This is a genomic window from Methylobacterium sp. AC832, assembly GCF_979256025.1.
The window spans coordinates 132,903-159,092 of the sequence record NZ_CEEDMV010000005.1 but is presented as its reverse complement, the minus strand read 5'-3'; the positions used below and the strand labels follow the sequence as shown (position 1 = coordinate 159,092).

Genomic DNA, 26,190 nt, shown 5'->3' with positions numbered 1-26,190 from the left:
CGCTTACACTCTAGAGCCGACCCAACTAGGTTCACCTCGCGCGACTTCCGTCCATGGGAGGCCGCCCGAGTGGAGCCTGAGCGGTCGAGAGGGCTCGCATGTTCCGCAACGATGTTCCGATCACCCCTGAACTGGTTCGCCAGCATGGCCTGACGCCGGACGAGTACGAGCGTTTTCGTGGCCTCATCGACCGCGACCCGACGCTGACGGAACTCGGCATCGTCTCGGCCATGTGGAATGAGCACTGCTCCTACAAGTCCTCCCGCAAGCATCTGCGTGGGCTGCCGACCTCGGCGCCGTGGGTGATCCAGGGGCCGGGCGAGAATGCGGGTATCATCGATATCGGAGACGGTCTGGCCTGCGTCTTCAAGATGGAAAGCCACAACCACCCGAGCTTCATCGAGCCCTATCAGGGCGCGGCGACCGGGGTCGGCGGAATTCTGCGTGACGTGTTCACCATGGGCGCCCGGCCCATCGCGGCGCTGAACGCGCTCCGCTTCGGCTCGCCGGACCATCCCCGCACACGCCACCTCGTCTCCGGCGTGGTGGCGGGCATCGGCGGCTACGGCAATTCCTTCGGCGTTCCCACTGTGGGCGGCGCCGTCGGCTTTCACCCGCGCTACGATGGCAACATCCTCGTCAACGCCATGGCGGTGGGCCTCGCCCGCACCGACGCGATCTTCTACGCGGCGGCCACGGGCGTCGGGAATCCGATCGTCTATCTCGGCTCGAAGACCGGCCGCGACGGCATTCACGGCGCCAGCATGGCCTCGGCCGAATTCGACGACGCCTCTGAATCGAAGCGGCCCACGGTGCAGGTCGGTGACCCCTTCGCCGAGAAGCTGCTGCTCGAAGCCTGCCTCGAACTGATGGCGACGGGGGCCGTCATCGCGATCCAGGACATGGGTGCGGCCGGCCTCACCTGCTCGGCCGTCGAGATGGGCGCCAAGGGCGATCTCGGCGTGGAGCTCCACATCGAAAAGGTGCCGGCCCGCGAAGAGAATATGAGCGCCTACGAGATGATGCTCTCGGAGAGCCAGGAGCGCATGCTCATGGTGCTCAAGCCCGGTATGGAAGCGGAAGCCGAGGCCATTTTCGTGAAATGGGGCCTCGATTTCGCGATCATCGGGCACACCACCGACACGCTGCGCTTCGTGGTGAAGCATGACGGCGTGACCATGGCCGACCTGCCGATCAAGGAACTCGGTGACGAAGCCCCGCTCTACGACCGGCCGCATATCGCCAACACGCACCAGCCGGTCATCGCCGCTGCCGACGTGCCCGCGCCGATCGGCAATGCCGAGGCCCTGAAGAAGCTGGTCGGCTCCCCCGACCTGTCGTCGAAGCGCTGGGTCTATGAGCAATACGACCACTTCATCGGTGGCAACACTGTGCAGAAGCCCGGAGGCGACGCCGCCATCGTTCGCGTCGAGGACGGCCCCAAGGGACTCGCCCTGACCGCCGACGTCACGCCGCGCTATTGCGAGGCCGATCCGGTCCAGGGCGGTCGGCAGGCCGTGGCGGAAGCCTGGCGCAACATCACGGCGGTGGGCGCCAAGCCTCTTGCCATCACCGACAACCTGAATTTCGGCAACCCGGAGAAGCCGGAAGTGATGGGTCAGCTGGTCGGCTGCCTCAAGGGCATCGGCGAGGCCTGCCTCGCCCTCGACTTCCCCGTCGTCTCCGGCAACGTCTCGCTCTACAACGAGACCAACGGCGTCGGCATCCTGCCGACCCCGACGATCGGCGGCGTCGGCCTCCTCGACGACGTGACGAAGCATGCCACCCTCTCGCTAAAGCGCGACGGCGACATGCTGGTCCTGGTCGGCGCCACGGAGGGCTGGCTCGGCCAGTCGGTCTATCTTTCGGTAGTCTCCGGCCGCGAAGACGGTGCGCCGCCGCCGGTCGACCTCGCGGTCGAGCGACGCAATGGCGATTTCGTCCGCAGCCTCATCGTCTCCGGACTCGTCGACACGGTGCACGACCTGTCAGATGGCGGCCTTGCCGTGGCCTTGGCCGAGATGGCCATCGCCGGTGGCATCGGCGCGACGCTGCCGGAAGCGCCGGCGGGTCTACCTGCGCATGCCTATCTCTTCGGAGAAGACCAGGCCCGCTATCTCCTCAGCGTGGATCCCGAAAACGTGCCGGACCTTCTCTACAGCGCGAACGCGCAAGGCATCCCGGCCGCTGTCATCGGCATCACCGGGGGGCAGGATTTGACCTTGCCCGCGGGTGAAACCATATCCGTTTCGGATCTGCGCGAGGTGCATGAAGGCTGGCTGCCGACCTACATGGCGACCCGGCCTGCCGCGGTCTGAACGTCACTCGAAAGGGATTAAGTCCGATGCCGATGGATGCGCGCGATATCGAGGCCATGATCCGCGAGGCGCTGCCCGACGCCACGATCGAGATCAAGGACCTAGCCGGCGACGGCGACCACTACGCCGCGACGGTCATCTCCTCGGCCTTCAAGGGCAAGACTCGCGTGGCACAGCACCAGCTCGTCTACGGGGCGCTCCAGGGGCGGATGGGGGGCGTGCTCCACGCCCTTGCGCTCACGACGGGCGTCCCGCAGGATTAAGGGCGATCAACGAGGCGTCCCCATGGACCAGCCGAGCCTTTACGACGACGGTGCCGTGGCCTGGGCGATGGAACAGGCTGCCGCTGTGCGCGCGCTTGGACAGCGCCCGGAATTATCGAATGTTCTCGATTGGCATAATGTAATCGAGGAGATCGAGAGCGTCGGGCGATCCGAGATCGATCGTGTCGAGAGCGCGCTTTCCCAGGTGCTCATTCACATTTTGAAGCACGTCTCTGCGCCTACGGCTCAATCGACCCGGTCATGGCGCAAGGAGGTCAGCGTTTGGCATGCGTCGGCCGCGCGCAATTACAGGCCCTCGATGCGTCAGCGGATCGACTGGCAACGCTTGTGGAGCATATCGGTAAAGCTCGCTGACGCGTCGCTCAACGTGTTTGGAGAATCCCTGCCCGGCGGCCTCCCGGACATCATGCCTTTCACGCCCGAGGAACTCACCTCGCTCGACTTCGATATGGACTGCGGTCTCGAGCGTCTTGCAGCCGTATTGAAACCGGCGCCCGACCATCACTAGATCAGGCCAGTAACAAGGAACATCGCAATGACCGACGCCAACACCGCCATCAAGACCGAAATCGATTCCCAGGACGTGGTCGTGTTCATGAAGGGCACGCCGCAATTTCCCATGTGCGGCTTCTCCGGCCAGGTCGTGCAGATCCTCAATTACCTGGAAGTGCCGTTCAAGGGCGTGAATGTTCTCGACGACATGGCGATCCGCGACGGCATCAAGGCGTTCTCGAACTGGCCGACCATTCCGCAGATCTACGTGAAGGGCGAGTTCGTCGGCGGATGCGATATCACCCGCGAGATGTTCCAGTCCGGCGAATTGCAGCAGTTCTTGACGGAAAAGGGCATCCCGGTGAAGGCGACCGCAGTCGCCTGACACCAGCGAAGTCCGAATGGAGACGTCGATCAAGGGCGCGAAAGCGCCCTTTTTCGTGTCGAATACCCGGAGGAAGCGACGTCCCGATCTCGACAGGGCGACCTTTCCCAGGATCGTCGCCGAGATCCCCAACGAGCTGCCGAGCTTGCTCGAACCATTGCGGTGACCATGCCGGATGCTTGAATTCGAGGTCCGAACATAGGTGTGCTCAGCGTCGATTCTATTTTATTCGACGTCTAATCAAAACACGGGCATGTCTAGGATGCTGGGACGTACGGTGCCTGACGCGATGAGAAAAAGAATTCTTGTCTCTGCTTGAGGGTCTTGGTCAAAGGACGGTTCCGTGTTCACGGCCAGAGGGCATTTTGCATTGGAGACTTGCCAAAGAAGCGATGGGTTTACTCGGATAAGATTTTCGAACGGCGAAAACCCTGGGCCGGCGCAATTAGAGCTTTGATCCGGTGCGCTTTCGCACTGCGAAAACTTCGCGGCAGTGCAAAAGCAAATTAAGCGTAAATAATCAGGGTGATCGGGAACTTGTTGCCGCAATCCCCATTATTCGCTTATACGAGCCCAACGACCCCTGCGAATCCGCACGGCTCAAGGTCCGGTGACCGCAATGCCAGTGTTCGAAGCCAAGAATCTCGACGCCGATCTCGAAGGCCAAGCCCTTTTGGCGGCAATCCTGTTTCCGACCCTGGAAAGCCAGGACCGTGCTTTGACGCATGGTCGGACCCGCATCACGCGCGCCTGCGCGATGGTCCATCCCATGACCATCGAGCCGCGCTTTCCGCATTCCCTGCGTGATCCGGAAATCGAGGTTCAGGTTTCCTGAAGTCGCACCTTCGCGCTCATTTCGTTCCCATCACCACGTCTGGTTCGTGATTAGCCCTTGCTTCGTCACGACGGTCCAGCCACGACCGCGCCGTTCCACCGCATCGACCTTGCCGATACCGGGAATCGTATCGCCCGGACCGACTTCCACCAGACGATGGCGGCGGTCTTCGATGACGGCAACCCCGTTATAGACCTCCCGCACGGCCCAGGTTTCGATCACGGCCGGGGCGGCGACCTTCGGTTTATCCGGGATCGAGCCGGTTTCAGTCGGCTCAGCCTGATGAGGTTTTGCGGCTTGCGGTGCCATCACCGGTGCGGCCGGAGCCGATGCCACGGCACGCTTTTCGATCTGAGCCGTTAGGGCCGCGATCTTCGCCGTCTGGTCGCGCTCGGTCTGGTCCTGGCGATCGGCGAGGCTCGTGATCTTCGTCACGATGGCCTGTTCCGATTTTCCGATCCGGTCGGTGAGTGTCGCGGAGCGATTCTTTGCTTCGCTGCGAACCGATTCGGTCGCATCCTGCACCTGAGCGAGGACCTTGCCGAGTTTCTCGATGTCGGTCTGCAGACGACCGAGATCCGCGTGGCGGGCATCGAGACGGGATTGGATCTGCGTCAGGGATTCCGAAGAAAGGTTACCGTTCGGGGAGGCAAGGCTCATCGCGCCCGCACCCATGGCGAGGCCGAGAACGAGAGCCGCCGCGGCGACACCGGCGAGAAGCGGATCGATGGCCGGCAGGCGCTTGCGTGCCTCCGGTACCGGCGCCGGCCTCGTCTTGGCGCCGCTCACGGCCTGTTTCAACAGCGCTTCCGGCGACCGATCGGACGCCGCCGCCCCGATGACCTTATCCGCCATGACCCATGCTTCCCGTTTGACTGCGTCAGGAAGCATTAAGGACGTTTGTTTACCGAAAGGTTACCGTCTCGCAGTGGCGAGGTGGCATCGACCCATCGTTAAAGCTGAGCTATCCAGCATGATCGCTCGGGAATGGCGGCGAGGGAGAGGCATGGCGAGGACGATCGGGACCTATGGCCTGCTCTTCGGTATGGTCCTGACGTCGGCCGCGCCCGCTCTCGCGCTCGAGCCACTCCGCCCCGAGTCGCAGCAAGCGGCGAAACCCTGCCCCCGCCACGGCTCCGGCTTCATTCGTATTCCCGGCTCGGACACGTGCATTCGCATCGGTGGTCGGGCGACGACGGGCCTCGCTCTCCGCTCTCGCGAAGACGGTCCCGACTCGCGGCCGATCACCGGCGGCCGACTGGCCGTCGATACGCGCGTGGACACGGATTACGGTCCGGTCCGCACCTATGTGAGGATCGACGCGGGGGGGCGTTGAGCCGTCAGAGGCTGCGCGACAGAACCAGCGGCTGGCTCCGCGCGGCCGCGCCCCTGCCGTACGGCGAAGGCGGCTGCGAGGGACGGCCGTAGACGGTCGTCGTCCTCGACCGGCTCATATCCTCGGCCAGGGACTTGACCAGGCTCTCCGACACCGTGCGCGCCGTCGCCAGGACGATCTGGCTGGTCTCGACCACCTGAGCGAAGCGCTGGTGCGCGGATTTAAGTCCCTCGATCGAGTCCGGGGCAAAGCGCGCCAGCGCGATGGCATTGGCCTTCGCGACTTCGAGGCCCTGCATATAGGACGCACCGAGAGCGGTCTTCCGCTCCGTGTCCGACAGCCCCTGGCGCAGCCGACCGGCCCTTACGTGGCTACCCTCTTCGACAAGGATGGCCTCCAGCGACTGCATCGTCTCCATGATATGGGCGATCAGCGCGTCCGCGCCGGCCTTGTCGACGATCCGTAGCGTTCTGGTCTCAGATCCGGGGTGCATTGCCGGCCTCCTGCATCTTGATCATCTCACGGTAAACCTGATCGGCAATGCCGATTCCGCCGCTCTTCACCATCTGGCCCGCATATTCTTTGGTCAGCATCGAGCGGTAGACCGCTCCGCCGGTGCCGTTATCGCCTAGCGGACCGTCGGTTCCCTCCGAGGTGGTGAGTCGCTCCAGGGTCTGTTCCAGGAACATCGTCTCGAACTCGTTGGACGCTTTCCGGGCCTTGACCTCCGCCGGGGTTTTGGCGGCCGTCGCCGACAGTCTGGCAGTCGCCGACGTCGATGCGGATTTGGCGCTTTCCTTGGCCGCGTCTTCCTTCAGGCCGTTGCCGACGGTCTTGGCGATGTCGCCGATGAGCGCGCGGCCGACGCCAATGGCGGCCTTGGCGGCGAGGGGGGCGAACAGCATGGTCAGCGCCTCTTGGGTGGGAGGAAGGAAAGGGGTTGCATCACATCACCTCGATATCGGCCTGGAGGGCGCCGGCGGCCTTGATGGCCTGGAGGATCGAGATCAGGTCGCGGGGGCCGACCCCCAGCGCGTTGAGGCCATCCACCAGCTCGCGCAGGGTGACGCCTTCCTTGACCATGGCGAGCTTGTTGCCGTCGCCGGTATCGACCTTGACCCCCGTGCGAGGCACGACGGTGGTGGTGCCGTTCGAGAGGGGTGCGGGCTGGCTCACCTGCGGCTGCTCGGTGATGGTGACGGTGAGGTTGCCCTGCGCGATGGCGACGGTGGAGACGCGCACGTCGCGGCCCATCACGATGATGCCCGAGCGCTCGTCGACGACGACCCGCGCCGTCTGGTCGGGCTCGATCTTCAGCTGCTCGATCTCGGTGACGAGGCGGATCATGTTGCCATTGTATTTGGCGGGAATCTGCAGGGTCACGGTGGCCGGATCGGTGGGCTCGGCGGTGTCGGCGCCCATGAAGTCGTTGATCGCGGCCGCGATCCGCTTCGAGGTGGTGAAGTCCGGGTTGCGCAGAGACAGGCGCAGGGAGTGCATGTCGTTCATCTTGAACGCCGTCTCGCGCTCGATCATCGCCCCGTTGGGGACGCGCCCATTGGTGGGAACGCCGCGGGTGATCTTCGCGGCATCGCCTTCGGCCGAGAAGCCCGCAATGGCCACCGATCCCTGCGCCAGCGCATAGACCTCGCCATCGGCACCGAGCAGGGGCGTGACCAGAAGCGTGCCGCCTTGGAGCGACTTGGCGTCGCCCAGCGACGACACCGTGATGTCGATGCGGTTTCCCTGCGTGGCGAAGGGCGGCAGGCTCGCCGTGACCATCACGGCCGCGAGGTTCTGGGTGCGCATGGTGGCGCCCCGCGTATTCACGCCGAGGCGTTCCAGCATCGCCTGAAGCGATTGCCGGGTGAACGGGATGTTGTTGAGCGTGTCGCCGGTACCGTTGAGACCGACGACAATCCCATAGCCGACCAGCTGGTTCTGTCGGACTCCCTCGATGCTCGCGAGATCCTTCACGCGTGACAGGGCGGAAGCCTGCCCGTTCATGGCGAAGACCAGCGTCAGCAGCGCGGCTGCGCAGGCAAGGAGAGCGGAACGTTTGGGCCGGGCGATCGCGAGTGGCATGAGTCGCTTTGCTGGTCGACGGAGCATGTCGGTCAAGTCGGACATACCGGTGGGTCTGCCAGGACCGTGCCAATCGATATTGTCGGATAAGCTATTGGTAATAAATGGTTTTGTTAATTATCTCCGGTGATGCCAAGGCATGGAAGGGGCGGCCTTCCCTGCCGACCCGGCATGTTCTGCCGGCTTGTTTACCGATGATTAACCATCGAGGGCGGAATCTGCTGGGCGGAACGATCGTCGTGCCGATGCGCGAAACGACGCCCTGATTTTCGGAGACGGCCCATGCGCGTCGATAACCGCCTCGTCTCGCAGACTTCGGCCGCTGCCTCGCCGACCGTTCGCAAGGCGGATGCGTCGCCGTCCTTCATGCTGGGCCATGATGCCGCCGCCACTTCCACCGCCGCCTCCACCGCATCGACCACGTCTCTGGCGGGGCTCGACGCGATCCTGACCCTTCAGGGCCAGGACGAGCAGCCCGGCGAGCGTCGCCGTCGTTTCGCCAGGCGCGGCCACGACCTTCTGGACGGTCTCGACCGGCTCAAGGCGTCGCTGGTGATGGGGCGGGTGTCGACACGTGAACTTCAGTCCATCGCGAGCCGTCTCTCGGAACGTGCGGGAACGAGCGGTGATCCGCGCCTGGATGGGCTCATCGCCGATATCGAGCTGCGTGCGGCGGTGGAACTCGCCAAACTGCAATCGGCGCAGGACAGCTGAGGGGCTACGAGCGCTCGACGACGCGCCCTCCGATCAGCTTTCCATCATCTCGCGAATACGCCCGGCCAGGATCTCCACGGGGAACGGCTTGGTGATCATCTGCATGCCCGGATCGAGCTGGCCGTTGCCGAAGATGGCGTTCTCGGCATACCCCGTGATGAACAGCACCTTGAGGCCGGGCCGGGTTTCACGCGCCTGATCGGCGAGTTGGCGACCGTTGAGGCCGGGCAGGCCGACATCGGTCACGAGCAGGTCGACGCGCTCCTGGGTCGTGAGAATCTTGAGGCCGGACAAACCGTCGGCGGCGGAGATCGCACGGTAGCCGAGGTCTTCCAGCACATCGACGATGAGGTCCCGGACCACAGTCTCGTCTTCGACGACGAGAACCGTTTCCCCGGCGCCGAGGCGAGCAAGTTCCGCGACGGCGCCGACCGCGTCCACCTCCACGACCGCTTCGATGGAGCGGGGCAGGTAGAGCTTCACCGCCGTGCCGCTCCCCACTTGGGAATCGATCTTGGCATGCCCGTCGGATTGTCGGGCGAAGCCGTAGATCATCGACAGGCCGAGGCCGGTCCCCTGCCCCAGGGGCTTCGTCGTGAAGAACGGGTCAAAAGCACGGGCGATGACATCGGCCGGCATGCCGGTGCCGGTATCCGACACGACGATGCAGACATATGGGCCCGGCTCCACCCCCGGATGCAGGCGGGCATAGGCTCGGTCGAGTTCGGTGTTGCTGGTCTCGATGCGGAGCCGGCCGCCATCTGGCATCGCATCGCGGGCGTTGATCGCCAGATTGAGGATGGCGTTCTCGAGCTGGTGCGGATCGCACAAGGTCGGCCAGAGCCCCTTCCCCATGGCGATGTCGAGAGCGATCGTCTCGCCCATCGTCCGGCGCAGGAGATCTTCGAGCGACGCGATGAGCGCGTTGGCATCCACCAGTTTCGGATCGAGCGGCTGGCGCCTTGCGAAGGCGAGAAGCCTGTGGGTCAGCGCGGCTGCCCGGTTGGCCGAGGACATCGCCGCCTTGGCGTAGCGCTCGATATTCTCCATCCGCCCCTGCGACAGGCGGGTCTGCATCAGGTCGAGGGAGCCGACGATCCCGGTCAGGAGGTTGTTGAAATCGTGGGCGATGCCCCCGGTGAGCTGGCCCACGGCCTCCATCTTCTGGGCTTGGCGCAGGGCATCCTCGGCGAGTTCCAGGGCGGCGGCCTGTTCGCGCTCCGCCGTGGTGTTGCGCCCGCTGGCATAGATCCGTCCGTCCTCGAACGCGCCCGTCCAGGCGAACCAGCGATAGCTGCCGTCGGCATGGCGCAGGCGGAGGTCGAAAGGAGCGGTGAGCGGTTCGGTGACGATGGCCGAGAAGGTCGAGCAGACTGCGTCGCGGTCTCCGGGATGGGCGAGTTCCGCGAAGGACCGTCCGGTAAGGGCGTCGGAAGTCCAGCCGAGAAGCGTCGTCCACGCCGTGTTCACCGCCGCGATCCGGCTGTCGGCTTCGGTGACCATCAACAGGTCCTGTGACAGGCGCCAGGCCCGGTCGCGCTCCTCGGTCCGCTCCTGCACCTCCTTCGTGCGGGCCTGGACCTGCTGTTCCAGCGTCTCGTTGAGGCGTCTGAGGGCATCCTCGGCCTGGGCCCGGTCGGTGACGTCGTGACCTTCGGCGAAGATGCCGCTGACCGTTCCGTCGGCTTCCGTGATCGGCTGGTAGACGAGGTTGACGACGCGCTGTTCGAGGCCGCCCTCTCGTCCGAACTGAACCGTCACGGTCATGTTACGCCCGATGAAGGGCCTGCCCGTCGCATAGACCTCGTCGAGGAGCTCGAAGAAGCCCTGGCCCTCGACCTCGGGCAATGCCTCACGGACGGCGATCCCGATGATGTCGCGATGGCCGATGAGCTGGAGATAGGCCTCGTTCGTATACTCGAAAACGTGCGTCGGGCCGCTTAGGACGCACATGAAGCCGGGCGCGTCCTTGAACAGCGACCGCATGCGGTCGCGCTCTGCCGTCCGCTGCCGCACCTCGGAAAGAAGGGCGTCGTTGGCCTGCCTCAGGGCTTCGGCCGCCTCCTGCCGCATGCGGACGGCTTCGGCCAGGACGGCGTTGCGCCGCCGCTCGGCCTCGTAGGCGGAAACGCTGGCGAGGCTCGACGAGATCTGGCCGGCGAGAAGCTTGAGGAAGCTGAGGTAATCCGCGTCGAAGGGCCGGTGCGGATTGAGGCCCACCGTGACGATGCCCAGCGGTGCGCTTCCACCCTGTCCGACGAGGGGCAGCGTCACTGCTCTCGCCGGCGGCCCCGACCAATCGCCCGTGGGCCAGTTCTGCGCCTGATCGAGATCGATGATCGTCTCGCCTTGGGTGCCGCCGAACCATTCGGCGAGGGGGCCCGCAGGATCGATCACACCCGGCAATGCGGGATGGTCCCGGGATATTCCGGTGGTGGAGGCGAGATGGGCGAGGTTGCTCCGCTCGAAGAGATGGATGGCGCTGAAGGGAAGATCTCGGCGCGCCGCGCCTAAACTGGTCTCGACCGCACTGAGGACGTCGGGGCAGGATTCCGCACGCGCGAGGCTCTCTCCCAGAAGGCGCAGGATACCGAGCCGGCGCTCGCTGATGACCCGGTCGGTCTCTTCGCTGACCGCGCAGAACAGGCCGCCCACCGATCCGTCATCGTCGATGACGGGGCTGTACGAGAAGGTGTGATAGGTCTCCTCGGGATAGCCGTTGCGCTCCAGAAGAAGCAGCAACCCACGGTCCCAGGTCGCTTCGCCGTGATCGTAGACGCTGCGGATCCGTGCCTCGATGTCGTCCCAGATCTCGGCCCAGAGGATCCGGGTGGGTTTGGCCAGGGAATCCGGGTGCTTGAGGCCGAGGGTCGGGCGGTAGGCATCGTTGTAGAAGAAGGCGATGTCCGGCCCCCAGCCGAGCCACATCTCGAATCTCGAGGTCAGCAGGATCCGCAAGGCGACCTTCAGCGCCTCCGGCCAGCCTTCCGGCGGGCCGAGCGGAGTCTGTGACCAGTCCTTGGCCCGCATCAGGGCCGCCATCTCGCTGCAGCCTACGAAGATCTCCGAATGTTCTTTGATCGGCTTCGGCAAAGATCGGCTTTCCGACACTCTCAGGGCCTCGGTTGCACGCTTAAGGCGAGATCGAGCCGTCGGTCACCGGACCAGCGCGAACGAGACAGGTATAGGTCACGACGGTCCAGCCGCATACCGGCCGTACCGCTCCGGCGACAGCCATTCGCGCAACCTGTCCGACTGCGTACGGTCTCGATTGCCACAGCTATGGGCCAATCTGACGCGCCGTGACCCGACCCCGATAATCCTCGGCGACCGGGTGGAACCGCCACCGACGGACCCGCCGCCGGGGTGATGCACCCGTTGCGTGTTTGTCGCATGGTATACGCATCATGAAATCAGATGAGGTTCGGGACGTCGGGTGCGTTGTAGTGTGGGGCGCCCTCAAGTATAGGCACGCGAAACATCGCCGCGTACCGGCTGTGACGGACTTGCGAAGGGGCGAGGATGGCGACAGTCAAGATCGAAGACGGATATGTTCCGTCTGAGAACGAGCCGTTCATGAACGATCGGCAGCGTGAGTATTTCCGCCGCAAGCTGGTGGGTTGGAAGGCCGATATCCTGCGCGAGGCGCAGGATACACTCGTCGCACTTCAGACCGAGAACGAGAACCATCCCGATCTCGCCGATCGCGCGTCGTCCGAAACCGATAGGGCCATCGAGTTGCGGGCGCGGGATCGGCAGCGCAAGCTCACCGGCAAGATCGACGCGGCGCTCGCCCGTCTCGAGGACGGAAGCTACGGATTTTGCGAGGAAACCGGCGAGCCGATCTCGTTGAAGCGGCTCGATGCCCGGCCCATCGCCACCCTGTCCCTGGAAGCGCAGGAGCGCCACGAGCGGCGCGAGCGCGTCTATCGGGACGAGTAGCACCGAACCTCACGTCATCAACCGGCTCTGTCGGGGATGGTATCGGTGATCAAGCATTGCGGATACCGGAGCCCGAGCTTTCGATCCGATGATCGGGGCCCGATATCCGGCGTAAGCTTGGCAGGGCATTGATTTTCTGCGCCGGAACCTTCGCGCTCATCTCGTGATTACTGATACGACTTCGCGTCGATCAAGGATCCCGAAATGGACAATGAAGTTCTGATCCTGGTGCTTGCGCTCGCCACCTTCGCTCTCGTGATCGGGGTGGCGATGTGGCAGCGCCGCCGTGTCGCCGCGCTCAAGAAAGATCCCGAACGCTCCGCCTTCGTCGACAATCACGGTACCGCTCCGCGCCCGAACCGGCCCGGCACCGACCATTGACCGGCCTCTTCCGGCTTAGAACGGAAGCAGGATGTCGACGAGCTGCTGGCCGTAACGGGGCTGCTGCACATCGGTGATCTGACCGCGACCGCCATAGGCGATGCGGGCCTGGGCGATCTTCGAGGAATCGATCGTATTGTCGGATTCGATGTCCTCCGGCCGGACCACGCCGGCGACGATGAGTTCGCGCACCTCGAAATTGATGCGGATTTCCTGCTTGCCCTCCACGACGAGGTTGCCGTTGGGCAGGACCTGGTTGACGATCGCCGCGATGTTGGTCGTCACCGTCTCGTTGCGCTGGACCGACCCCGAACCATCGCTCGATGAGGTCGATGTCCCGGCAATCAGCTTGTCCGGGCTGATCCCGGCCGCGGCGACGGCGGCGCTGCTCTCCAGGCCGAAAGCGTTGGGAAGGCCCATTCCTTCCGCATTGGAGCGGGAGCGCTTCGTTTCGTTGTTCAGGTTGGCGCGGTCGGTGACGTTCACCTTGATCGTCACGAGATCGCCGATCCGGGCGGCGCGCTGATCCTTGAAGAAGGCGCGCGATCCTGTCCGCCACAGGGAGTTCGGTGCGTAGGAGACCGGCTGGACGTCCGGCATCGGCAGGCGCACCGGGCGGTAGCCCGGCTGCGAAGTCGGGTCCTCGATGGCCGAGAGCGTGGGCGTGGCGCCGACCTGCGACAGCCGATCGACCGTATTGCAAGCGCCAAGGGCCGACGAGACCAGCACGGCAGCGGCAAGCGAAAGCGGCTTGAAGGTGAGGCGGGTGGTGCGGTTGGTCATGGGAGCCAGCTTTTTTCCTAGAGGCGATCGGATGGGATCAGCGGGCGGCGTCGAACGCCGCGCTGGCCTGGCGGCCGAGGCTGGCGGGCGAGCTGACCGAGACGCGGCCGGGGCCGATCACGGTGGCGGCGAGGGATTTCTTGGAGACGGGATTGGTGACGGTGATCGCGGCACCGAGGCGGCCGTTCTCGTTGGCCTGGCCGCGCAGGGAGAGGTTGAGGCCGGGGGCATCGAACACGATGGTCACGGCCTCGCCACGCTGGACCATATCCGCCGGTGCGACGTCGCCGGATCGGAGAATGGAGCCGGCACTCAGGCTGCGCTGTGCGACCTGGCCGATGGAGACGACCGACCCGGCCTGGGCGTCGGGGGGCGTCGCCTCCCGGGGGCGACGCTCGATGGTGACGTCGGCGGCGCTCACCGTGTCGCCGCGATTGAGTGTGCGGGAGAGAATCTGGACCTCGCGGATTTCCTGCACGAGTCCGGCGACGCGCAGGGATGCCTGACGCTCGCCCAGGGTGATGAGGGCAGCGACCCGCTTCAGGCGCGGATCGTAGGTGACGTCGAGGGCCGTCGCCTGTCCGTCGAGATCGAGGGGGGCGAGGAGAACGGTGTTCTCCCCATCGATGCGGATCGCGAGGTTGCGTGGATCGAGCCCGTAGGACGTCTCCAGCACGCGCTTGATCGCGGCCTCGATCTCGGTCGGGCCCACGCGCCGAGCGGCGCGCTGGACCGAGACCTGAGCCCGCCCGCCCGTCTCGATCTCGCCGAGCCCGAGGGGCGCGATGGCGTCGGCGATGCGGCGAGCCTGGATCGTGCCGGACGCCCCGAGCGCCGGCGCGCGGAACAGAGCGCGCTGAGCGAGATCCGCCGGCGCACCTTCCACGAGGTCACCGAGGGTCAGGATGTCGCCGCGTGCCGTGACGTCGCCGCGGAGGCGGAGCCGCTGGCCGTTGTTCTCCGCGAGAACCTGCACGGTCATGAAGCAGAGGGCCGCCAGGGCGAAGAGGGCGCGCACCACGATGCCGGGGGTGAGCGTGGCGGCGCGCCGTGACTCGGCGGTGGGGATCTGTCTCAGGGCGTACATGGCATGACGCTTTCGGAGGCGGGGTAAAATGGAAGGACGAGGCTGGGACGTCAGGGGAGTGAGGCGCCCGCACCGTCAGGCGCGGAACATCTGCGACGTCGTCGAGAGCATCTGGTCGGCCGCCGTGACGACCTTCGAGTTCATCTCGTAGGCGCGCTGCGCGGCGATCAGGGACGAGATCTCGTTGACGGCGTTCACGTTCGCCTCTTCGAGGTAGCTCTGCTGCAGGTTGCCGAAGCCCTCGGCGCCCGGCAGGCCGTTGATGGGGGGGCCGGAGGCAGCGGTTTCGACGAACAGGTTGTCGCCGATGGATTCGAGACCGACCTTGTTGACGAAGCGGGAGAGCTGGAACTGGCCGAGATTCTGCGGCGCGGTCTGACCCGGCACCGTGGCCTGGATCGAACCCTGCGCACTGATCGTCACGCTGGTCGCATTGTTGGGGACGGTGATGCCCGGATCGACGAGGTAGCCGTCGCGGGTCACCAGCTGTCCCTGTGCGGAGAGGTCGAACGAGCCGTCCCGGGTGAAGGCGATGCGGCCATCGGGCATCGTGACCCGGAACAGACCCTCGCCGCGGATGGCGACGTCGTATTCCTTCTCCGTGGATGCCAGCGGACCCTGCGACATCGTCCGGGCGGTGGAGGTCGTCTTCACGCCCGAGCCGATGGCGAGGCCGGCGGGAAGCTGGGTATTCTGGTCCGAGGTCGACGAACCGGCCCGGCGTAGGTTCTGGTAGAGCAGATCCTGGAAATGGGCGGTCTGGCGCTTGTAGCCGGTGGTCCGCAGGTTCGCGATGTTGTTCGAGATGACCTGGACGTTGAGTTCCTGGGCCGCCATGCCGGTGGCGGCAGCGTAGAGGGCGCGCATCGCCTGGGTTCCTTACGCGACGTCGGCGAGGCGGCGGATCGCCGTGCCCCGCAATTCGTCCAGGCGCGAGATCACGCCCGAGACCATGGTGTAGGTGCGGTTCACGTCCATCAGCCGGGTCATCTCGATGACGGGCTTGACGTTGGAGCGTTCGAGGGCACCCGATTCGAGGCGGCCGTTCACGCCGGCGGCCACCGGGGCCGCTTGGGACGAATAGAGGTTGGCGCCCTCGTTGGTCAGGGCCTGCGGGTTGGGGAAAGTCACCATCCGAACGCGACCACGGATGCCGAGATTGGTGGAGACCGTTCCGTCCGGACCGATGGCGATGCCGGTTTCCTGGGGGTTGATCTGGATCGGCCCACCCTCGCCCTGGACGGCATAGCCGTCGCTGGTGACGAGGTTGCCCTGAGGGTCGGTCTCGAACGCACCGTTGCGGGTGTAGCGGTCGCCGGTCGGAGTGCGGACCACGAGGAACGCCTCGCCGCGCACGGCCACATGCAGAGGATTGCCGGTCTGCTCGATCGGCCCCTGGGCGAGGTCGAGGGCCGTGCCCTGATCGATGACGTAGGAGACGCGCCGATCCTGCCGCTGGAACGAGTCGGCGCTCGCCACCGGCATCAGGTACTCCTGGAACCGTGAGCTGCGGCCCTTGAAGCCCGTGGTGGAGACGTTCGCCATGTTGTTGGCGATCACGTCGAGTTCACGCTGCAGGGCGACCTGACTGGAGACTCCGACAAACAGCGCGTTCTGCATGGATCGAAAGGCCTTGGGCTGCGGCGACGTTAATCATGTCCGCACGGCTCGTGCCATCCGCCGAAAAATTGATTTGATGATGAGTATCAATTGCTTGGTATGAGTCCGACCTGCTCCAGTCCGCTGATCTTCCTCTCCTCACGGCAAGAACCGCCCGGCAGAATTTGCCTCCTTAACGAGGTGTTAACCGTAGCCACAGATATATCCCTGCAAGGGGTCGCGGGCACACATCGCCGAACGCACCCTGAGACGAGATCCGAAGGGGGCGCGCCATGGCGAAGAAGCCGACGAAGACCCCTTCCGCCGACGGGGAAGACGCCGAAGGCGAAGCCCCGAAGGGTGGAAAGAAGAAGATCATCATCATCGGTGCGGCCGTGCTGTTGCTGGCCGGCGGTGGTGGTGGATATTTTATGATGAAGAAGAAGGGCGGCGACGATCACGCCGCCGTCGAGGTGAAGAAGCCCCTCGTCTTCCTCGACGTGCGCGAGATGACGATCAACCTCGCCAACGACCCCGGCCAGGAAAAGCCGCGCGTCGCCAAGGTCAAAGTGTCCCTCGAACTGAAGGACGCTAAGGTCGAGGGTGAGGTCAAGCCGCTGATGCCGCGCATCGAGGACACGTTCCAAGTCTACATGCGTGAGCTGCGCGCCAGCGATCTCGCCGGCTCGGCCGGCCTCTACCGGCTCCGCGAGGAACTGCTGCGGCGCGTCAATGTCGCGATCCATCCGGCACGGGCCGAGGCCGTGCTCTTCAAGGACGTGATCGTCCAGTAATCCCCCTCAACCGGTATCGAGACGGTCATGGCAGGTCCCGAAGACGAGCTCGAAGAGGACGATTGGGCAGCCGCCCTGATCGCGCAGAACGCCGAAGGCGGCGAAACCTCGCTCGCCGACGAGTGGGGCGCCGCTCTCGCCGAGCAGGGCACGAGCACGCATGCCAGCGACGTCGCCGCCGAATGGGCGACGATGATCGAGGACGGGGAGACCGACAATCTCCCCGAACTCGCCGGCAACGACCGCATCCTGAACCAGGACGAGATCGACGGCGTCCTCGGCTTCTCCTTGCGCGAATTGTCGGCCTCGGGCGCCGGTGGTGTCCGCGCCATCGTGGATTCGGGCGTCGTCCAGTACGAACGCCTGCCGATGCTGGAAATCGTCTTCGACCGGATGATCCGGTTGTTGTCGACCAGCCTGCGCAACTTCTTCCAGGACAACGTCGAGGTGACCCTCGACAACATCACCTCTGTCCGCTTCGGCGATTATCTCAACGCCATTCCGCTGCCGACACTGCTCGGGGTCTTCCGGGCCGATGCCTGGGAGAATTCCGGCCTCGTCACGGTGGAATCGAACCTTGCCTACTCGACCCTCGACCTGCTGCTCGGCGGCAAGCGCGGCGGCTCGGCGACCCGACTCGACGGGCGTCCGTTCACGACCATCGAGATGCAGCTGGTGCGGCGCCTCGTGGAGATCATCCTCAGCGATCTCGAACTCTCGTTCCAGCCCCTCTCCCCGGTGCGCTTCGGCATCGACCGGATCGAGACCAACCCGCGCTTCGCCACGATCACCCGGCCGGCCAACGCCGCCATCCTGATCACCCTGAAGCTCGACATGGACGGCCGCGGCGGCCAGCTCCAGATCCTGTTTCCCTACGCCACGATCGAGCCCATCCGTGAACTGCTCATGCAGAGCTTCATGGGCGAGAAGCTCGGCCGCGATCATGTCTGGGAGAGCCACCTCGCCACCGAGATCTGGCAGGCCGACGCGACGATGGATGCGGTCCTCCACGAGATGATGCTGCCGCTGAAGAAGGTGCTGTCGCTCAAGGTCGGCGACACGCTCATGTTCGATACCAAGCCCACGGACCTGATCTCCGTGCGCTGTGGCGACTGGGCCCTGACGCAGGGGCGCATCGGCCGGGTCGACGACAACATCTCGGTACAGCTCACGCGGCCGCTGCGGCGCTCGCGCACCACGTTCCAGGCCTTCGAGGCTTCCATCAACAACCGCAACGACGGGTGACCGCGCCATGAGCCTCCTCGTCACCCTCGCAGCCGACATCCTCGTTGCCGTGCTGCTCGTCGCCAGCATCGTTTCGTCGGTGAGCTTGAGCCGGCGCATCACCCGGATGAAGGCCGATGAAGCGGCCCTGCGCCAGACGATCGGCGATCTCGTGGTGGCGAGTTCCACCGCCGAGCGGGCGATCATCGGCCTGCGCGCCACCCTCGACGAATGCGACCGCACCCTGGCCGACCGTCTCGGCACGGCGGAGCGCTATGCCGCCGATCTCTCTGCCCATGTCCAGGCCGGCCAGACCGTGATCGCCCGCATCTCGGCCATCGTCGCGCATTCCCAGCCGTCACAGTTAGCCGCGGTGCCGCCCGTCGAAATCCGCCCCTCCGACATCCGCCCGACGGAACTCCGCGCCAGCCGGACCCAGCCCGAGCAGGCGCCGGTCGCAGCATCGAGCCCTAACGGTGAGCGTCTCGGAGCCGCCGCCGCCGCCGCGCTTGCCATGTCCGAGCGCGCCCTTGGACGCCTGCGGAGCCGCGCCGCATGAAGAAATCCGGCTTCCTTGTCCGCGCGGGGCAGAACCACCTCGGAAAGCTGCGGCCGGGCCGTAAAGGTACCGGCCAGGTTCGGCCCTACAAGCTGCGCCTCATCGATGCCGTGACGATGGCGGCTGTCGGGCTGCTCGTGCTCAAGCTCGGCGCCATCGTCGTCGACGATTTGGGGCCGAGCGCGGCCTCGGCGGGCGGGCAATTGCCGGACTTCGCCAGGGTCCTCGCCAAGGCGCGGACCAATTACGAACTGGCCGACCCGCAGACCACGGGTTCGGTGACACCGAAAGAGCCGGAGAAGCCGGCGGCCGAGCCGGAGCCGCCTGCTCCACGGCCACCGCCGCCCGCGGAGCCGATGCCGGCCAGCGAGCGCGCCATCCTCGAAAAATTGTCTGCTCGGCGCGACGCGCTCAAGCAGCGTGACGAGACCCTGAGCCTGCGTGAGCAGATGCTCGGCACCGCCGAACGCAAGCTCGAAGAGGGCGTGAAGGATCTCAAACGCAACGAAGAGAGGCCCGATGGGGCTGGCGCCCAACAGGCCGAGGCCGAGAGGGCGGCCCTGAAGAACATCGTCACGATGTACGAGACGATGAAGCCGAAGGATGCCGCCCGCGTCTTCGACCGTCTTGCCCTCGACGTGCTGGTGCCCATCGTCCTGGCGATGAACCCGCGTAAGATGGCCGACGTCCTGGCCCTGATGCAATCGGAGCCCGCCGAGAAGCTGACCGTGGCCCTGGCCAACCGCGCGCGTGGCCAGACACCGACGCAGCAGCCCGTCGTCATGGGCCTCGGCCCCAATGAATTGCCGGCCATCGACCAGGGCACTGGCCAGGACAAGCGGCGCTGAACCCGGCGGGTAGATCAGGCAAGGCGAACGGGTCGGATTGCCGGTGGGCGACAAATCGCGATGCCAACCGGTGCATTGCGCTCGGAGGCAGGGAGGGCTAGGCGGCAGGCGTGACTTCGTTCGAACGCCGGATGCCCGCTTGATGCGTTGGAGACATGTTTTACCCCTGGTCGGCGTGATCTCGCTTGCCGCGATCGGGGATGCCTGGAACGCCGCTTACGCCCAGGAGGCCGCGCCGGAGCAGGACGCACCGGCCGCCGAGTCGTCGCCGAAGCCCAAACCCAAGCCGAAACCCAAGCCCGCACCGAAACCGGCCGCTGCCGCCACAGCCGCGCCTTCGCCCACCGCCCCCGCCAAGGCGACGTGGCCGGAAGGAGCCAGCGCGCTGAGCGAGAGCTACGGCGATTGGAGCATCAATTGCTCCCGCGAGAATCAGGCGACGATCTGCTCGGTGGTCCAGGCCCAGGGATCGAAGCGCGACAATCGCCGCGAATTCGCCATCGAGCTCAAGCCGCCGGCGAACGACCGCACCGATGGACTGATCCTGATGCCGTTCGGGTTCCAGATCGAGGCGGGGTTGAGCTTCAAGATCGACGAGGCGGTCCTCGGCAAGGGCGCCCCCTATTACACCTGCAGTTCCGAAGGGTGCCTCGTCCCGGTGAGCCTGCCCACCCTCGCCACCGACACGATGAAGACCGCGAAGAACCTGCTCATTCTCGCACCGAAGCAGGACGCCACCGAACCCACGACGATCACCGTGCCGCTCAACGGCTTCGGTGCCGCCCTCGCCCGGGCCAGCGCGCTCTCGCACTGACGGCAAACAGTCAGGCGATGCGACAGACAGGTAGGAAAACGCCACCCATGAAGCAGATCTTGCTCGCCTCGCTCCTGTTCGGAAGCCTGACGCTCCCGCTCGCCGCACAGCCCGCCCCCGATGCGCCAGCGCCCCCGGACACCAAGGAAGAGCGCCAGAAGAACACCGCCGCCAAGCTCGCTGGGCTGTTGCAGTTCGTTTCGGCGTCCTGCCCCGAAGCGAAACCGAATTACGAGACCTTCAAGACGGTGGTGCGGAGCCTCGGTCTCGAGCCCGATGCCTTGGCGGGCGGCGAACTCATTCTGCGCGTGAAGGCCTATGCCGACGTCTATTCGCAGGACGTTCCGGCCAACTGCGCCAAGGCGCTGGAGAATTTCGGCGAGAACGGCAAAACCCTTCCTGGCCTCGTCGTGAAGCAGTGACCGGATCGGGTATCCGCCCGATCCGTTTGTACAGACCGTCGATCCGGGACCGTCGTCGGTCCCGGATGGGTCAAAGTTAGGTCGTCGGCATACGCGTCACGGCTTGGATGTCGCTTTGATCGACGCATCCGGGCAGTTCGGCAGGATTGCCTTGCCAACCTTGTTGTCGGGATCGCAGGCGGGAACGGCGGGAGCTCCGCCATTCTCGACCCTTTCCATGCGAAGCGATTCGAAATTCCAAAGGCCGACCCAGATCACCGCAAGGATCGCAGCCAGACCCAGCAGCACCATGGGCATGAGGCGACGCATCAGCGAGGCGCCGTCTGCTGGACGGGCGCGGTATGTGCCGTGTCTCCGTTTCGCACGAACGCATATAGAATTCCTGCCGCAAGTAGGGCGAAGACGGCGATCAGAACGGGAAAGTAACGGTGCATCAGTGTTCCTAAGGACGAAATGTGAGAGTGACCGGCCCGGCGGGAGACGGGCGGCGCTGTAAGGGTTCGGCCCGATGGGCTAGGAGCTTGCCACCAGGGCTACGCCTCCGATCATCAGTAGGCCGCCGACGATGCGCCACAGGGTCGCCGGATGGCGTTCGAAGCCGACCCATCCGAAATGATCGAGCATGATCGAAGCGACGACGCCCGCCGTCACGAGCATGCCGAGGAAGGGAGCCGCCCCGATCTGACGCGCCACCATAAGCTGCGCGACAACGATGCCGCCGCCCAGCACTCCGCCGAACCATGCCCACCAGGGGGCCTCGAGGACCTGAGCCGTGGTCGGCAGCGTGAGCTTGCCCGATGCAAGCCCTACGAGAAGCACGCAAGTGGCCGTTCCCGCTGCCACGACGAGGCCCGCACTCAGCGAGCCGCCGAAGCTTTTCGCCAATGCACCGTTCTGTCCCGCCTGCACAGCGTTCGCGACGCCGGCGAGCAGTACGAGGCCGTACAAATACCACATCGGTTACCGAACCCATCGATAGCCTGCGTCATCTAGGGCGGTAACGCGCCGGGGAGGTGCGACATCTGCGCAGTCGCCGTCTTTCCGGGATGATTCCGGTGCCGTGAAGCGTCTAACCCATACCCTCGGCCCCGAGGGGGATATGACGACTTCGCCCCGTCTGGCCTATGCCGGGCGGGGCTTTTACTATCGCGATCTCCATTGTCCAGTATGGATATTTCCGGTCGCTCCCGCGTTACCTCCGGGCATTCGCAGGAGCACCTATGAAGACCTTAGCCATTACATTCTGTGCGCTCGCCGTTTCTTCTCTCGCGCTCGCCCAGATGACGACGTCCGCCGATGCGCGCTCGCGCTACTCGAAGCGCGGCCTTGGCACCCCCAGCATGTCGAACAATACTGGTGGCCGCAGCGGTCGCGACAGCTCGGCGGCGGGCGGCAATTCCAGCCAGCCTTCACGCCGGTCCGGGGGCGGAAGCGCTGGCGGTGGCAGCGGCGGAAACGGCGGTCTGTAACGTCCATCATCGACCGGATCTGTCCCGTCCGCCCTGGGCAACGCCGACATATGCTCGAGCGTCAGGGTAGCCCAGCCTCGAAAGCCGGGGAGATGTTTGGGGTCGATGTGGTAAATGTGGGATCTCACATGATATGAAGGGTCATTCCTCCCAAGGAATGTCCTTCTGAACACTGCCCTGCTTGGCGAAAGCCGAGTGGGGCTTTTTGTTTGTTCGGAGGGCGAGATAGCGCGGATCCGACGATATCGCGCTTCGGAAGAATGAACGCGCCAGTATCGCTCGAGCGACGCGCAGTTTTGAGACAGCGCGCCAGGCGCCCGTTAGGCGGGCGTTAGCCTCGAAGGGGGATAGTCGCCGACGGTGTATCGTTTCGCGGCGGCTTGTCTTCGGCTCTCCGCGCAACCGGGTGTGGCGTAAACTGCAATGGGAATGGGGGCCGGAATCGCGAGACGTCGGCGCCACCTCATGGCCGGCTTCATGGCGACCTCGATCGTGGCGGGGACGTTCGTCTGGGCCAGCGAGGCGGAAGCCGCGCGGCTCCTGACGGTGAAGGCCAATCAGTTCGGGCGCTACGCCCGAATCGCCATGACCTTCAATTCGGCGGTTCCGGTAAAGGCTAGGATGTCCGGCCTCGTCCTCCTGGTGAATTTCGGCGAACCCACCACTCCCGCGCCGGAAAAGATCGTCAGTGATATTCCCGAATTCGTCTCGATGGTGCGGCGGGACCCTGACGGGACCGGCATGCGTATCGCCTTGCAGAAGCCGTATCGCCTGAACGTCCAGGCGGCGGGCGAGCACGTTTTCATCGATCTACTACCTGAGGATTGGTCCGGGCTTCCCCCTCCCCTGCCACCGGAGATCGTGGCCGACCTCGTCCGTCGGGCACAATTGGCAGAAGCCGCCATGAAGGCGGCCACGCCCATCGTGGAACCGAGGCGACTCGCCCTCGAACTCTCGCGTCTGCCAACGCTGACGCGCCTCAGCTTACGGCTCCCGCCGGATACGGTCGCTCGCTTCGACGAGACCGGATCGGGAACGCGGCTGACGATTCCCGGTGCCTGGCGCATCGACGACGGCGCTCCCCGCGGACGGACGAAGCCTGCCATCGAGACTCTGACGGTCGAGAACGACGCGGACGGCGCCCGTCTCATGGTGAGTCCCGCCGCCGGCTACGAGATCCGGACCGGACGGGACGATGACGGCGTCACGCTGGATATTCTCCGCAAAGCTGTGCCATCGGACGCCAAGGCCGTGCCCGTCGATGGCAAACCCTCCCCTGACAGTAAGTCCTCCACCGACGGCAAGGCCGCGGATGCGAAGGCCGAACCTGCGTCGAAACCCGCCTCGCCGCTCACCGCAAAGATGCAGAAGCAGGCGGGTGCCCCGCAGGTGACAGCCCCGCAGAAAACCATCATCCTGCGGCCAGCCGGCCCAGGCCTCGCCTTCCCGTTCAGCCGACAGCCGGCGGCGGCTTTGTTCGAACGCGCAGGCATCGCTACCCTCGTCTTCGAGACCGGCGAAACCGTCGTCGTGCCCACTGGCGATCCGGTCTTCGAGACCGTCAGCCAGCCCCGGCGGCAGGGTGCCTTCATCGTTCTGAGTTTCAGGGTTCCCCGCGACCGCCTTCTCGATCTCGTTCCGATTGGCGATGCCGACGCACCGACCGGGTGGGAACTCGTCGCCGGTGAGAATCTGTCGGCAAGCGAACCGCTTTCGGCGATCCGCAACCCGGAAGTCAGTGGCCGGATCGGCATCGGTATACGCCTGCCGCATCCGGGCGGAGCGACATGGATCGAGCGGAACGGCGAGCGGATCGGTGTCGTGACCGGTTATGGGCCCAAGCCCGCTGGGATCCCCAAACGCCAGGCGTTCGTGGATTTCGAGCTGCTGCCCAGTCGTCAGGGCGTCGCCGTCCTTGCGAAAGCCGATGACCTGCTGGTGCGGCCGGATATGGACGGCGTCGTGATCGGCCGCGAGGGCGGCATGTCGGTTTCCGGCGTCGCGCGTCCTGCCGAGCCGGCCCTCACTGCCGTGAGCGATCTCGCCATAGAGCGCACGCCCTGGGATGCGGCGAGGAGCGGCAACATCGGCGAGAACCTGCGCCAGCAACTGAACGACGTGGTGGATGCCCCACGGCCGGCGCGTGGACCGCTGCGACTGATCCTCGCGAGGGGTATGCTCGCCAACGGGCTCGACGTGGAAGCCCTCGGTGTCCTTCAGGTGGCGGCCAGCGAGGATCCGGTTCTGGCCGGACAACGCGAACTCGCCATCCTCACCGCCGTGGCAAACATCCAGATGGCGCGCTACGCCGATGCGCGAAAGGCGCTGGAGAACGAGTTCCTCCGGGCGGACCCGGAAGCACGGCTTTGGAAAGGCTACCTCGATGCCATGGCGGGTCGCTGGCCGGCCGCCGATACAGCCTTTCGCGATACGGCCGGCATCATCGAGCGCTATCCCGACGACTTGCAGGGCCTGCTTCGCGCGGCGGCAGCGGAAGCCGCCATCGAGAACGGCGATTGGGCCGCTGCGGGCCGGCAGATCACGACGGCGCTGGCGCGCGCGGCGGATCGCTCCGTCACCGACAGGCTCGCTTTCCTGCGCGCACGCATCGACGAGGTGACGGGCCAGACCAGTGCTGCCCTCGACACCTACACGCGGCTCTCGGACACGGCGGACCGGCCCATCGCGGCGGTGGCGACCCTTCGCGCTGCGATCCTGGCCCATGCCCTCGACAAGATGCCGGTGGCTGAGGCGATCGAGCGGCTGGAAACCCTCCTCCTCACCTGGCATGGCGACGAGATCGAGCAGAGGACGATCGCAGCGCTCGCCAAGCTCAACATGGAAGCCGGGCGCTGGCGGCAGGCCTTTGCCGCGTCACGCAAGGCGGATGCGCTGGCGCCGGGATCACCGATCAGCCGCGAGCTCCACGACAGCGCTCAGGAATTGTTCGATGACCTCTTCCTGACCGAGAAGGGCGCGAAGATGTCCGGCGTGGAGGCGCTGGCGCTGTATTTCGACTTCAAGGATTTCGCCCCGATCGGCCGCCGCGGCGACGAGATCGTGCGCCGCCTCGCGGACAAGCTGGTCGAACTCGATCTCCTCGATTCAGCCGGTGAACTGCTCCAACATCAGGTCGACCACCGGCTGTCCGGGCCGGCCCGCGCCAGTGTCGCTGCGCGGTTGGCGACCATCAGGATGATGGACGAGAAGCCCCTTCAGGCGCTTCAGGTCATCGACGCTACCTACCAGCCCGAGCTTCCCGAGGACCTGCGCCGCGCCCGCGCCCTCATCCGCGCCCGCGCCCTGTCCGACCTGTCACGCACGGATCTGGCTTTGGAGACCATCGAAGCGGAGTCAGGCCCCGACGCGGACCGGCTGCGTGCCGACATTCTCTGGGGTGGTCGCCGCTGGCGCGAGGCCGGCGAGGCGCATGAGGCCATGGTCGGCGAGGCATGGCGCATGCGCAAACCTCTCGACGATGCCATGCGCTCCGACATCATCCGCGCCGCCATTGCCTACGGCTTGTCGAACGAGGTGCTCGGGCTCGAGCGCCTGCGGGCGAAATTCGCCGGCCCCATGGCCGACAGCATGGACGCGCGCACCTTCGCCTTGCTCACCCAGCCGAACGCCGTGCGGAGCCAGGCCTTCCGGGATATCGCGCAGCGAGCCACTAAGGCGGATACGCTGCAGGCCTTTCTCAAAGAGTATCGTAAGCGCTACCCGGAAGTGTCCGTGCCCCAACCGGCCAACGCCGACGGCGCGCAGGTCGAAGCCAAGGCCAGCGAGCCCCTGCCCTCACCGAAGGGCTGAGGCCCGCCT

The 26,190-nt window shown here is 65.5% G+C and carries 28 protein-coding genes; 17 read left to right on the top strand and 11 right to left on the bottom strand.

Annotated features, from left to right (window positions below; genetic code table 11):
• Positions 1 to 98 precede the first annotated feature (98 nt).
• From purL to AC0IXR_RS18195, 5 genes are all read left to right on the top strand, one after another.
• Positions 99 to 2,318 (top strand): phosphoribosylformylglycinamidine synthase subunit PurL, encoded by a 2,220-nt coding sequence (purL, locus tag AC0IXR_RS18215; protein WP_471761702.1) that lies wholly within the window; start codon positions 99 to 101, stop codon positions 2,316 to 2,318.
• Between the two features lie 26 nt (positions 2,319 to 2,344).
• Complete coding sequence (locus AC0IXR_RS18210; protein WP_018042619.1) at positions 2,345 to 2,581, top strand: BolA family protein; 237 nt, start codon at positions 2,345 to 2,347, stop codon at positions 2,579 to 2,581.
• Between the two features lie 22 nt (positions 2,582 to 2,603).
• Positions 2,604 to 3,110, top strand: a complete 507-nt coding sequence (locus tag AC0IXR_RS18205; protein ID WP_471761701.1) for a DUF29 domain-containing protein — start codon at positions 2,604 to 2,606, stop codon at positions 3,108 to 3,110.
• Between the two features lie 27 nt (positions 3,111 to 3,137).
• A complete protein-coding gene (gene grxD / locus AC0IXR_RS18200) occupies positions 3,138 to 3,479 on the top strand; it encodes a Grx4 family monothiol glutaredoxin (RefSeq protein ID WP_056424753.1) in 342 nt (113 codons plus the stop codon).
• 619 nt (positions 3,480 to 4,098) lie between these two features.
• Positions 4,099 to 4,314, top strand: coding sequence for a hypothetical protein (locus AC0IXR_RS18195; protein ID WP_471761700.1), 216 nt, complete (start codon positions 4,099 to 4,101; stop codon positions 4,312 to 4,314).
• 30 nt (positions 4,315 to 4,344) lie between these two features.
• Here AC0IXR_RS18195 and AC0IXR_RS18190 read toward each other — a convergent pair whose 3' ends face one another.
• Positions 4,345 to 5,169: a hypothetical protein gene (locus AC0IXR_RS18190; protein WP_471761699.1), complete on the bottom strand. Its 825-nt coding sequence runs from the start codon at positions 5,167 to 5,169 to the stop codon at positions 4,345 to 4,347.
• Positions 5,170 to 5,320: 151 nt separating this feature from the next.
• Between AC0IXR_RS18190 and AC0IXR_RS18185 the strand changes: the two genes are divergently transcribed.
• A complete protein-coding gene (locus AC0IXR_RS18185) occupies positions 5,321 to 5,650 on the top strand; it encodes a porin (protein ID WP_471761698.1) in 330 nt (109 codons plus the stop codon).
• Positions 5,651 to 5,654: 4 nt separating this feature from the next.
• Here AC0IXR_RS18185 and AC0IXR_RS18180 read toward each other — a convergent pair whose 3' ends face one another.
• Genes AC0IXR_RS18180 through AC0IXR_RS18170 form a run of 3 tightly spaced genes read right to left on the bottom strand, consistent with a single transcriptional unit; the run spans position 5,655 to position 7,735 of the window.
• On the bottom strand, positions 5,655 to 6,143 hold the full coding sequence (locus AC0IXR_RS18180) for a hypothetical protein (protein ID WP_461228095.1): 489 nt from the start codon (positions 6,141 to 6,143) through the stop codon (positions 5,655 to 5,657).
• The gene (locus AC0IXR_RS18175) at positions 6,127 to 6,555 is read right to left on the bottom strand and encodes a rod-binding protein (protein ID WP_311274873.1); all 429 of its coding nucleotides are present in this window, start codon (positions 6,553 to 6,555) and stop codon (positions 6,127 to 6,129) included. Before AC0IXR_RS18175 ends, AC0IXR_RS18180 begins: the two co-directional genes overlap by 17 nt.
• Positions 6,556 to 6,595: 40 nt before the next feature.
• Positions 6,596 to 7,735 carry a flagellar basal body P-ring protein FlgI gene (locus AC0IXR_RS18170; protein ID WP_471761697.1) on the bottom strand — a complete coding sequence of 380 codons (1,140 nt, stop codon included), beginning with the start codon at positions 7,733 to 7,735 and terminating at the stop codon, positions 6,596 to 6,598.
• Between the two features lie 282 nt (positions 7,736 to 8,017).
• Between AC0IXR_RS18170 and AC0IXR_RS18165 the strand changes: the two genes are divergently transcribed.
• A complete protein-coding gene (locus AC0IXR_RS18165; RefSeq protein WP_056424733.1) occupies positions 8,018 to 8,449 on the top strand; it encodes a flagellar assembly protein FliX in 432 nt (143 codons plus the stop codon).
• A 33-nt stretch (positions 8,450 to 8,482) separates the two neighbouring features.
• Here the strand turns inward: AC0IXR_RS18165 and AC0IXR_RS18160 are convergent, their stop codons facing one another.
• Positions 8,483 to 11,491, bottom strand: coding sequence for a PAS domain-containing protein (locus AC0IXR_RS18160; protein WP_471761812.1), 3,009 nt, complete (start codon positions 11,489 to 11,491; stop codon positions 8,483 to 8,485).
• A gap of 480 nt (positions 11,492 to 11,971) precedes the next feature.
• Here AC0IXR_RS18160 and dksA point away from each other — a divergent pair, with 480 nt between their 5' ends.
• Entirely contained in the window at positions 11,972 to 12,391 is a 420-nt protein-coding gene (dksA, locus tag AC0IXR_RS18155; protein ID WP_056424729.1) for an RNA polymerase-binding protein DksA, read from the top strand.
• A 204-nt stretch (positions 12,392 to 12,595) separates the two neighbouring features.
• The gene (locus AC0IXR_RS18150) at positions 12,596 to 12,772 is read left to right on the top strand and encodes a hypothetical protein (protein ID WP_200919058.1); all 177 of its coding nucleotides are present in this window, start codon (positions 12,596 to 12,598) and stop codon (positions 12,770 to 12,772) included.
• A gap of 15 nt (positions 12,773 to 12,787) precedes the next feature.
• Here the strand turns inward: AC0IXR_RS18150 and flgH are convergent, their stop codons facing one another.
• The 4 genes from flgH to flgF all read right to left on the bottom strand — a co-directional run bounded on the left by flgH (position 12,788) and on the right by flgF (position 16,262).
• Positions 12,788 to 13,555, bottom strand: coding sequence for a flagellar basal body L-ring protein FlgH (gene flgH / locus AC0IXR_RS18145; RefSeq protein WP_056424727.1), 768 nt, complete (start codon positions 13,553 to 13,555; stop codon positions 12,788 to 12,790).
• A gap of 37 nt (positions 13,556 to 13,592) precedes the next feature.
• Entirely contained in the window at positions 13,593 to 14,642 is a 1,050-nt protein-coding gene (gene flgA / locus AC0IXR_RS18140) for a flagellar basal body P-ring formation chaperone FlgA (RefSeq protein WP_471761696.1), read from the bottom strand.
• Positions 14,643 to 14,717: 75 nt separating this feature from the next.
• Complete coding sequence (gene flgG, locus AC0IXR_RS18135; RefSeq protein WP_056424719.1) at positions 14,718 to 15,509, bottom strand: flagellar basal-body rod protein FlgG; 792 nt, start codon at positions 15,507 to 15,509, stop codon at positions 14,718 to 14,720.
• A gap of 12 nt (positions 15,510 to 15,521) precedes the next feature.
• Positions 15,522 to 16,262: a flagellar basal-body rod protein FlgF gene (gene flgF / locus AC0IXR_RS18130; protein ID WP_056424716.1), complete on the bottom strand. Its 741-nt coding sequence runs from the start codon at positions 16,260 to 16,262 to the stop codon at positions 15,522 to 15,524.
• Between the two features lie 272 nt (positions 16,263 to 16,534).
• Between flgF and fliL the strand changes: the two genes are divergently transcribed.
• The 6 genes from fliL to AC0IXR_RS18100 all read left to right on the top strand — a co-directional run bounded on the left by fliL (position 16,535) and on the right by AC0IXR_RS18100 (position 20,902).
• A complete protein-coding gene (gene fliL / locus AC0IXR_RS18125; protein WP_461234125.1) occupies positions 16,535 to 17,035 on the top strand; it encodes a flagellar basal body-associated protein FliL in 501 nt (166 codons plus the stop codon).
• A 27-nt stretch (positions 17,036 to 17,062) separates the two neighbouring features.
• Positions 17,063 to 18,280, top strand: coding sequence for a flagellar motor switch protein FliM (gene fliM, locus AC0IXR_RS18120; RefSeq protein ID WP_056424709.1), 1,218 nt, complete (start codon positions 17,063 to 17,065; stop codon positions 18,278 to 18,280).
• 7 nt (positions 18,281 to 18,287) lie between these two features.
• Complete coding sequence (locus AC0IXR_RS18115; protein ID WP_056424706.1) at positions 18,288 to 18,818, top strand: DUF6468 domain-containing protein; 531 nt, start codon at positions 18,288 to 18,290, stop codon at positions 18,816 to 18,818.
• The gene (locus AC0IXR_RS18110; RefSeq protein ID WP_471761695.1) at positions 18,815 to 19,666 is read left to right on the top strand and encodes a MotE family protein; all 852 of its coding nucleotides are present in this window, start codon (positions 18,815 to 18,817) and stop codon (positions 19,664 to 19,666) included. Before AC0IXR_RS18115 ends, AC0IXR_RS18110 begins: the two co-directional genes overlap by 4 nt.
• Before the next feature lie 142 nt (positions 19,667 to 19,808).
• Positions 19,809 to 20,480, top strand: coding sequence for an invasion associated locus B family protein (locus tag AC0IXR_RS18105; RefSeq protein ID WP_471761694.1), 672 nt, complete (start codon positions 19,809 to 19,811; stop codon positions 20,478 to 20,480).
• Between the two features lie 47 nt (positions 20,481 to 20,527).
• Positions 20,528 to 20,902: a hypothetical protein gene (locus tag AC0IXR_RS18100; RefSeq protein WP_471761693.1), complete on the top strand. Its 375-nt coding sequence runs from the start codon at positions 20,528 to 20,530 to the stop codon at positions 20,900 to 20,902.
• A gap of 96 nt (positions 20,903 to 20,998) precedes the next feature.
• Here AC0IXR_RS18100 and AC0IXR_RS18095 read toward each other — a convergent pair whose 3' ends face one another.
• Both AC0IXR_RS18095 and AC0IXR_RS18090 read right to left on the bottom strand, forming a co-directional pair.
• Positions 20,999 to 21,211: a hypothetical protein gene (locus AC0IXR_RS18095; RefSeq protein WP_471761692.1), complete on the bottom strand. Its 213-nt coding sequence runs from the start codon at positions 21,209 to 21,211 to the stop codon at positions 20,999 to 21,001.
• Between the two features lie 204 nt (positions 21,212 to 21,415).
• The gene (locus AC0IXR_RS18090) at positions 21,416 to 21,859 is read right to left on the bottom strand and encodes a DMT family transporter (protein WP_056424691.1); all 444 of its coding nucleotides are present in this window, start codon (positions 21,857 to 21,859) and stop codon (positions 21,416 to 21,418) included.
• A 263-nt stretch (positions 21,860 to 22,122) separates the two neighbouring features.
• Here AC0IXR_RS18090 and AC0IXR_RS18085 point away from each other — a divergent pair, with 263 nt between their 5' ends.
• Both AC0IXR_RS18085 and AC0IXR_RS18080 read left to right on the top strand, forming a co-directional pair.
• Entirely contained in the window at positions 22,123 to 22,371 is a 249-nt protein-coding gene (locus AC0IXR_RS18085; protein WP_056424689.1) for a hypothetical protein, read from the top strand.
• Between the two features lie 465 nt (positions 22,372 to 22,836).
• Positions 22,837 to 26,181 carry a hypothetical protein gene (locus AC0IXR_RS18080; RefSeq protein ID WP_471761691.1) on the top strand — a complete coding sequence of 1,115 codons (3,345 nt, stop codon included), beginning with the start codon at positions 22,837 to 22,839 and terminating at the stop codon, positions 26,179 to 26,181.
• Positions 26,182 to 26,190 lie beyond the last annotated feature (9 nt).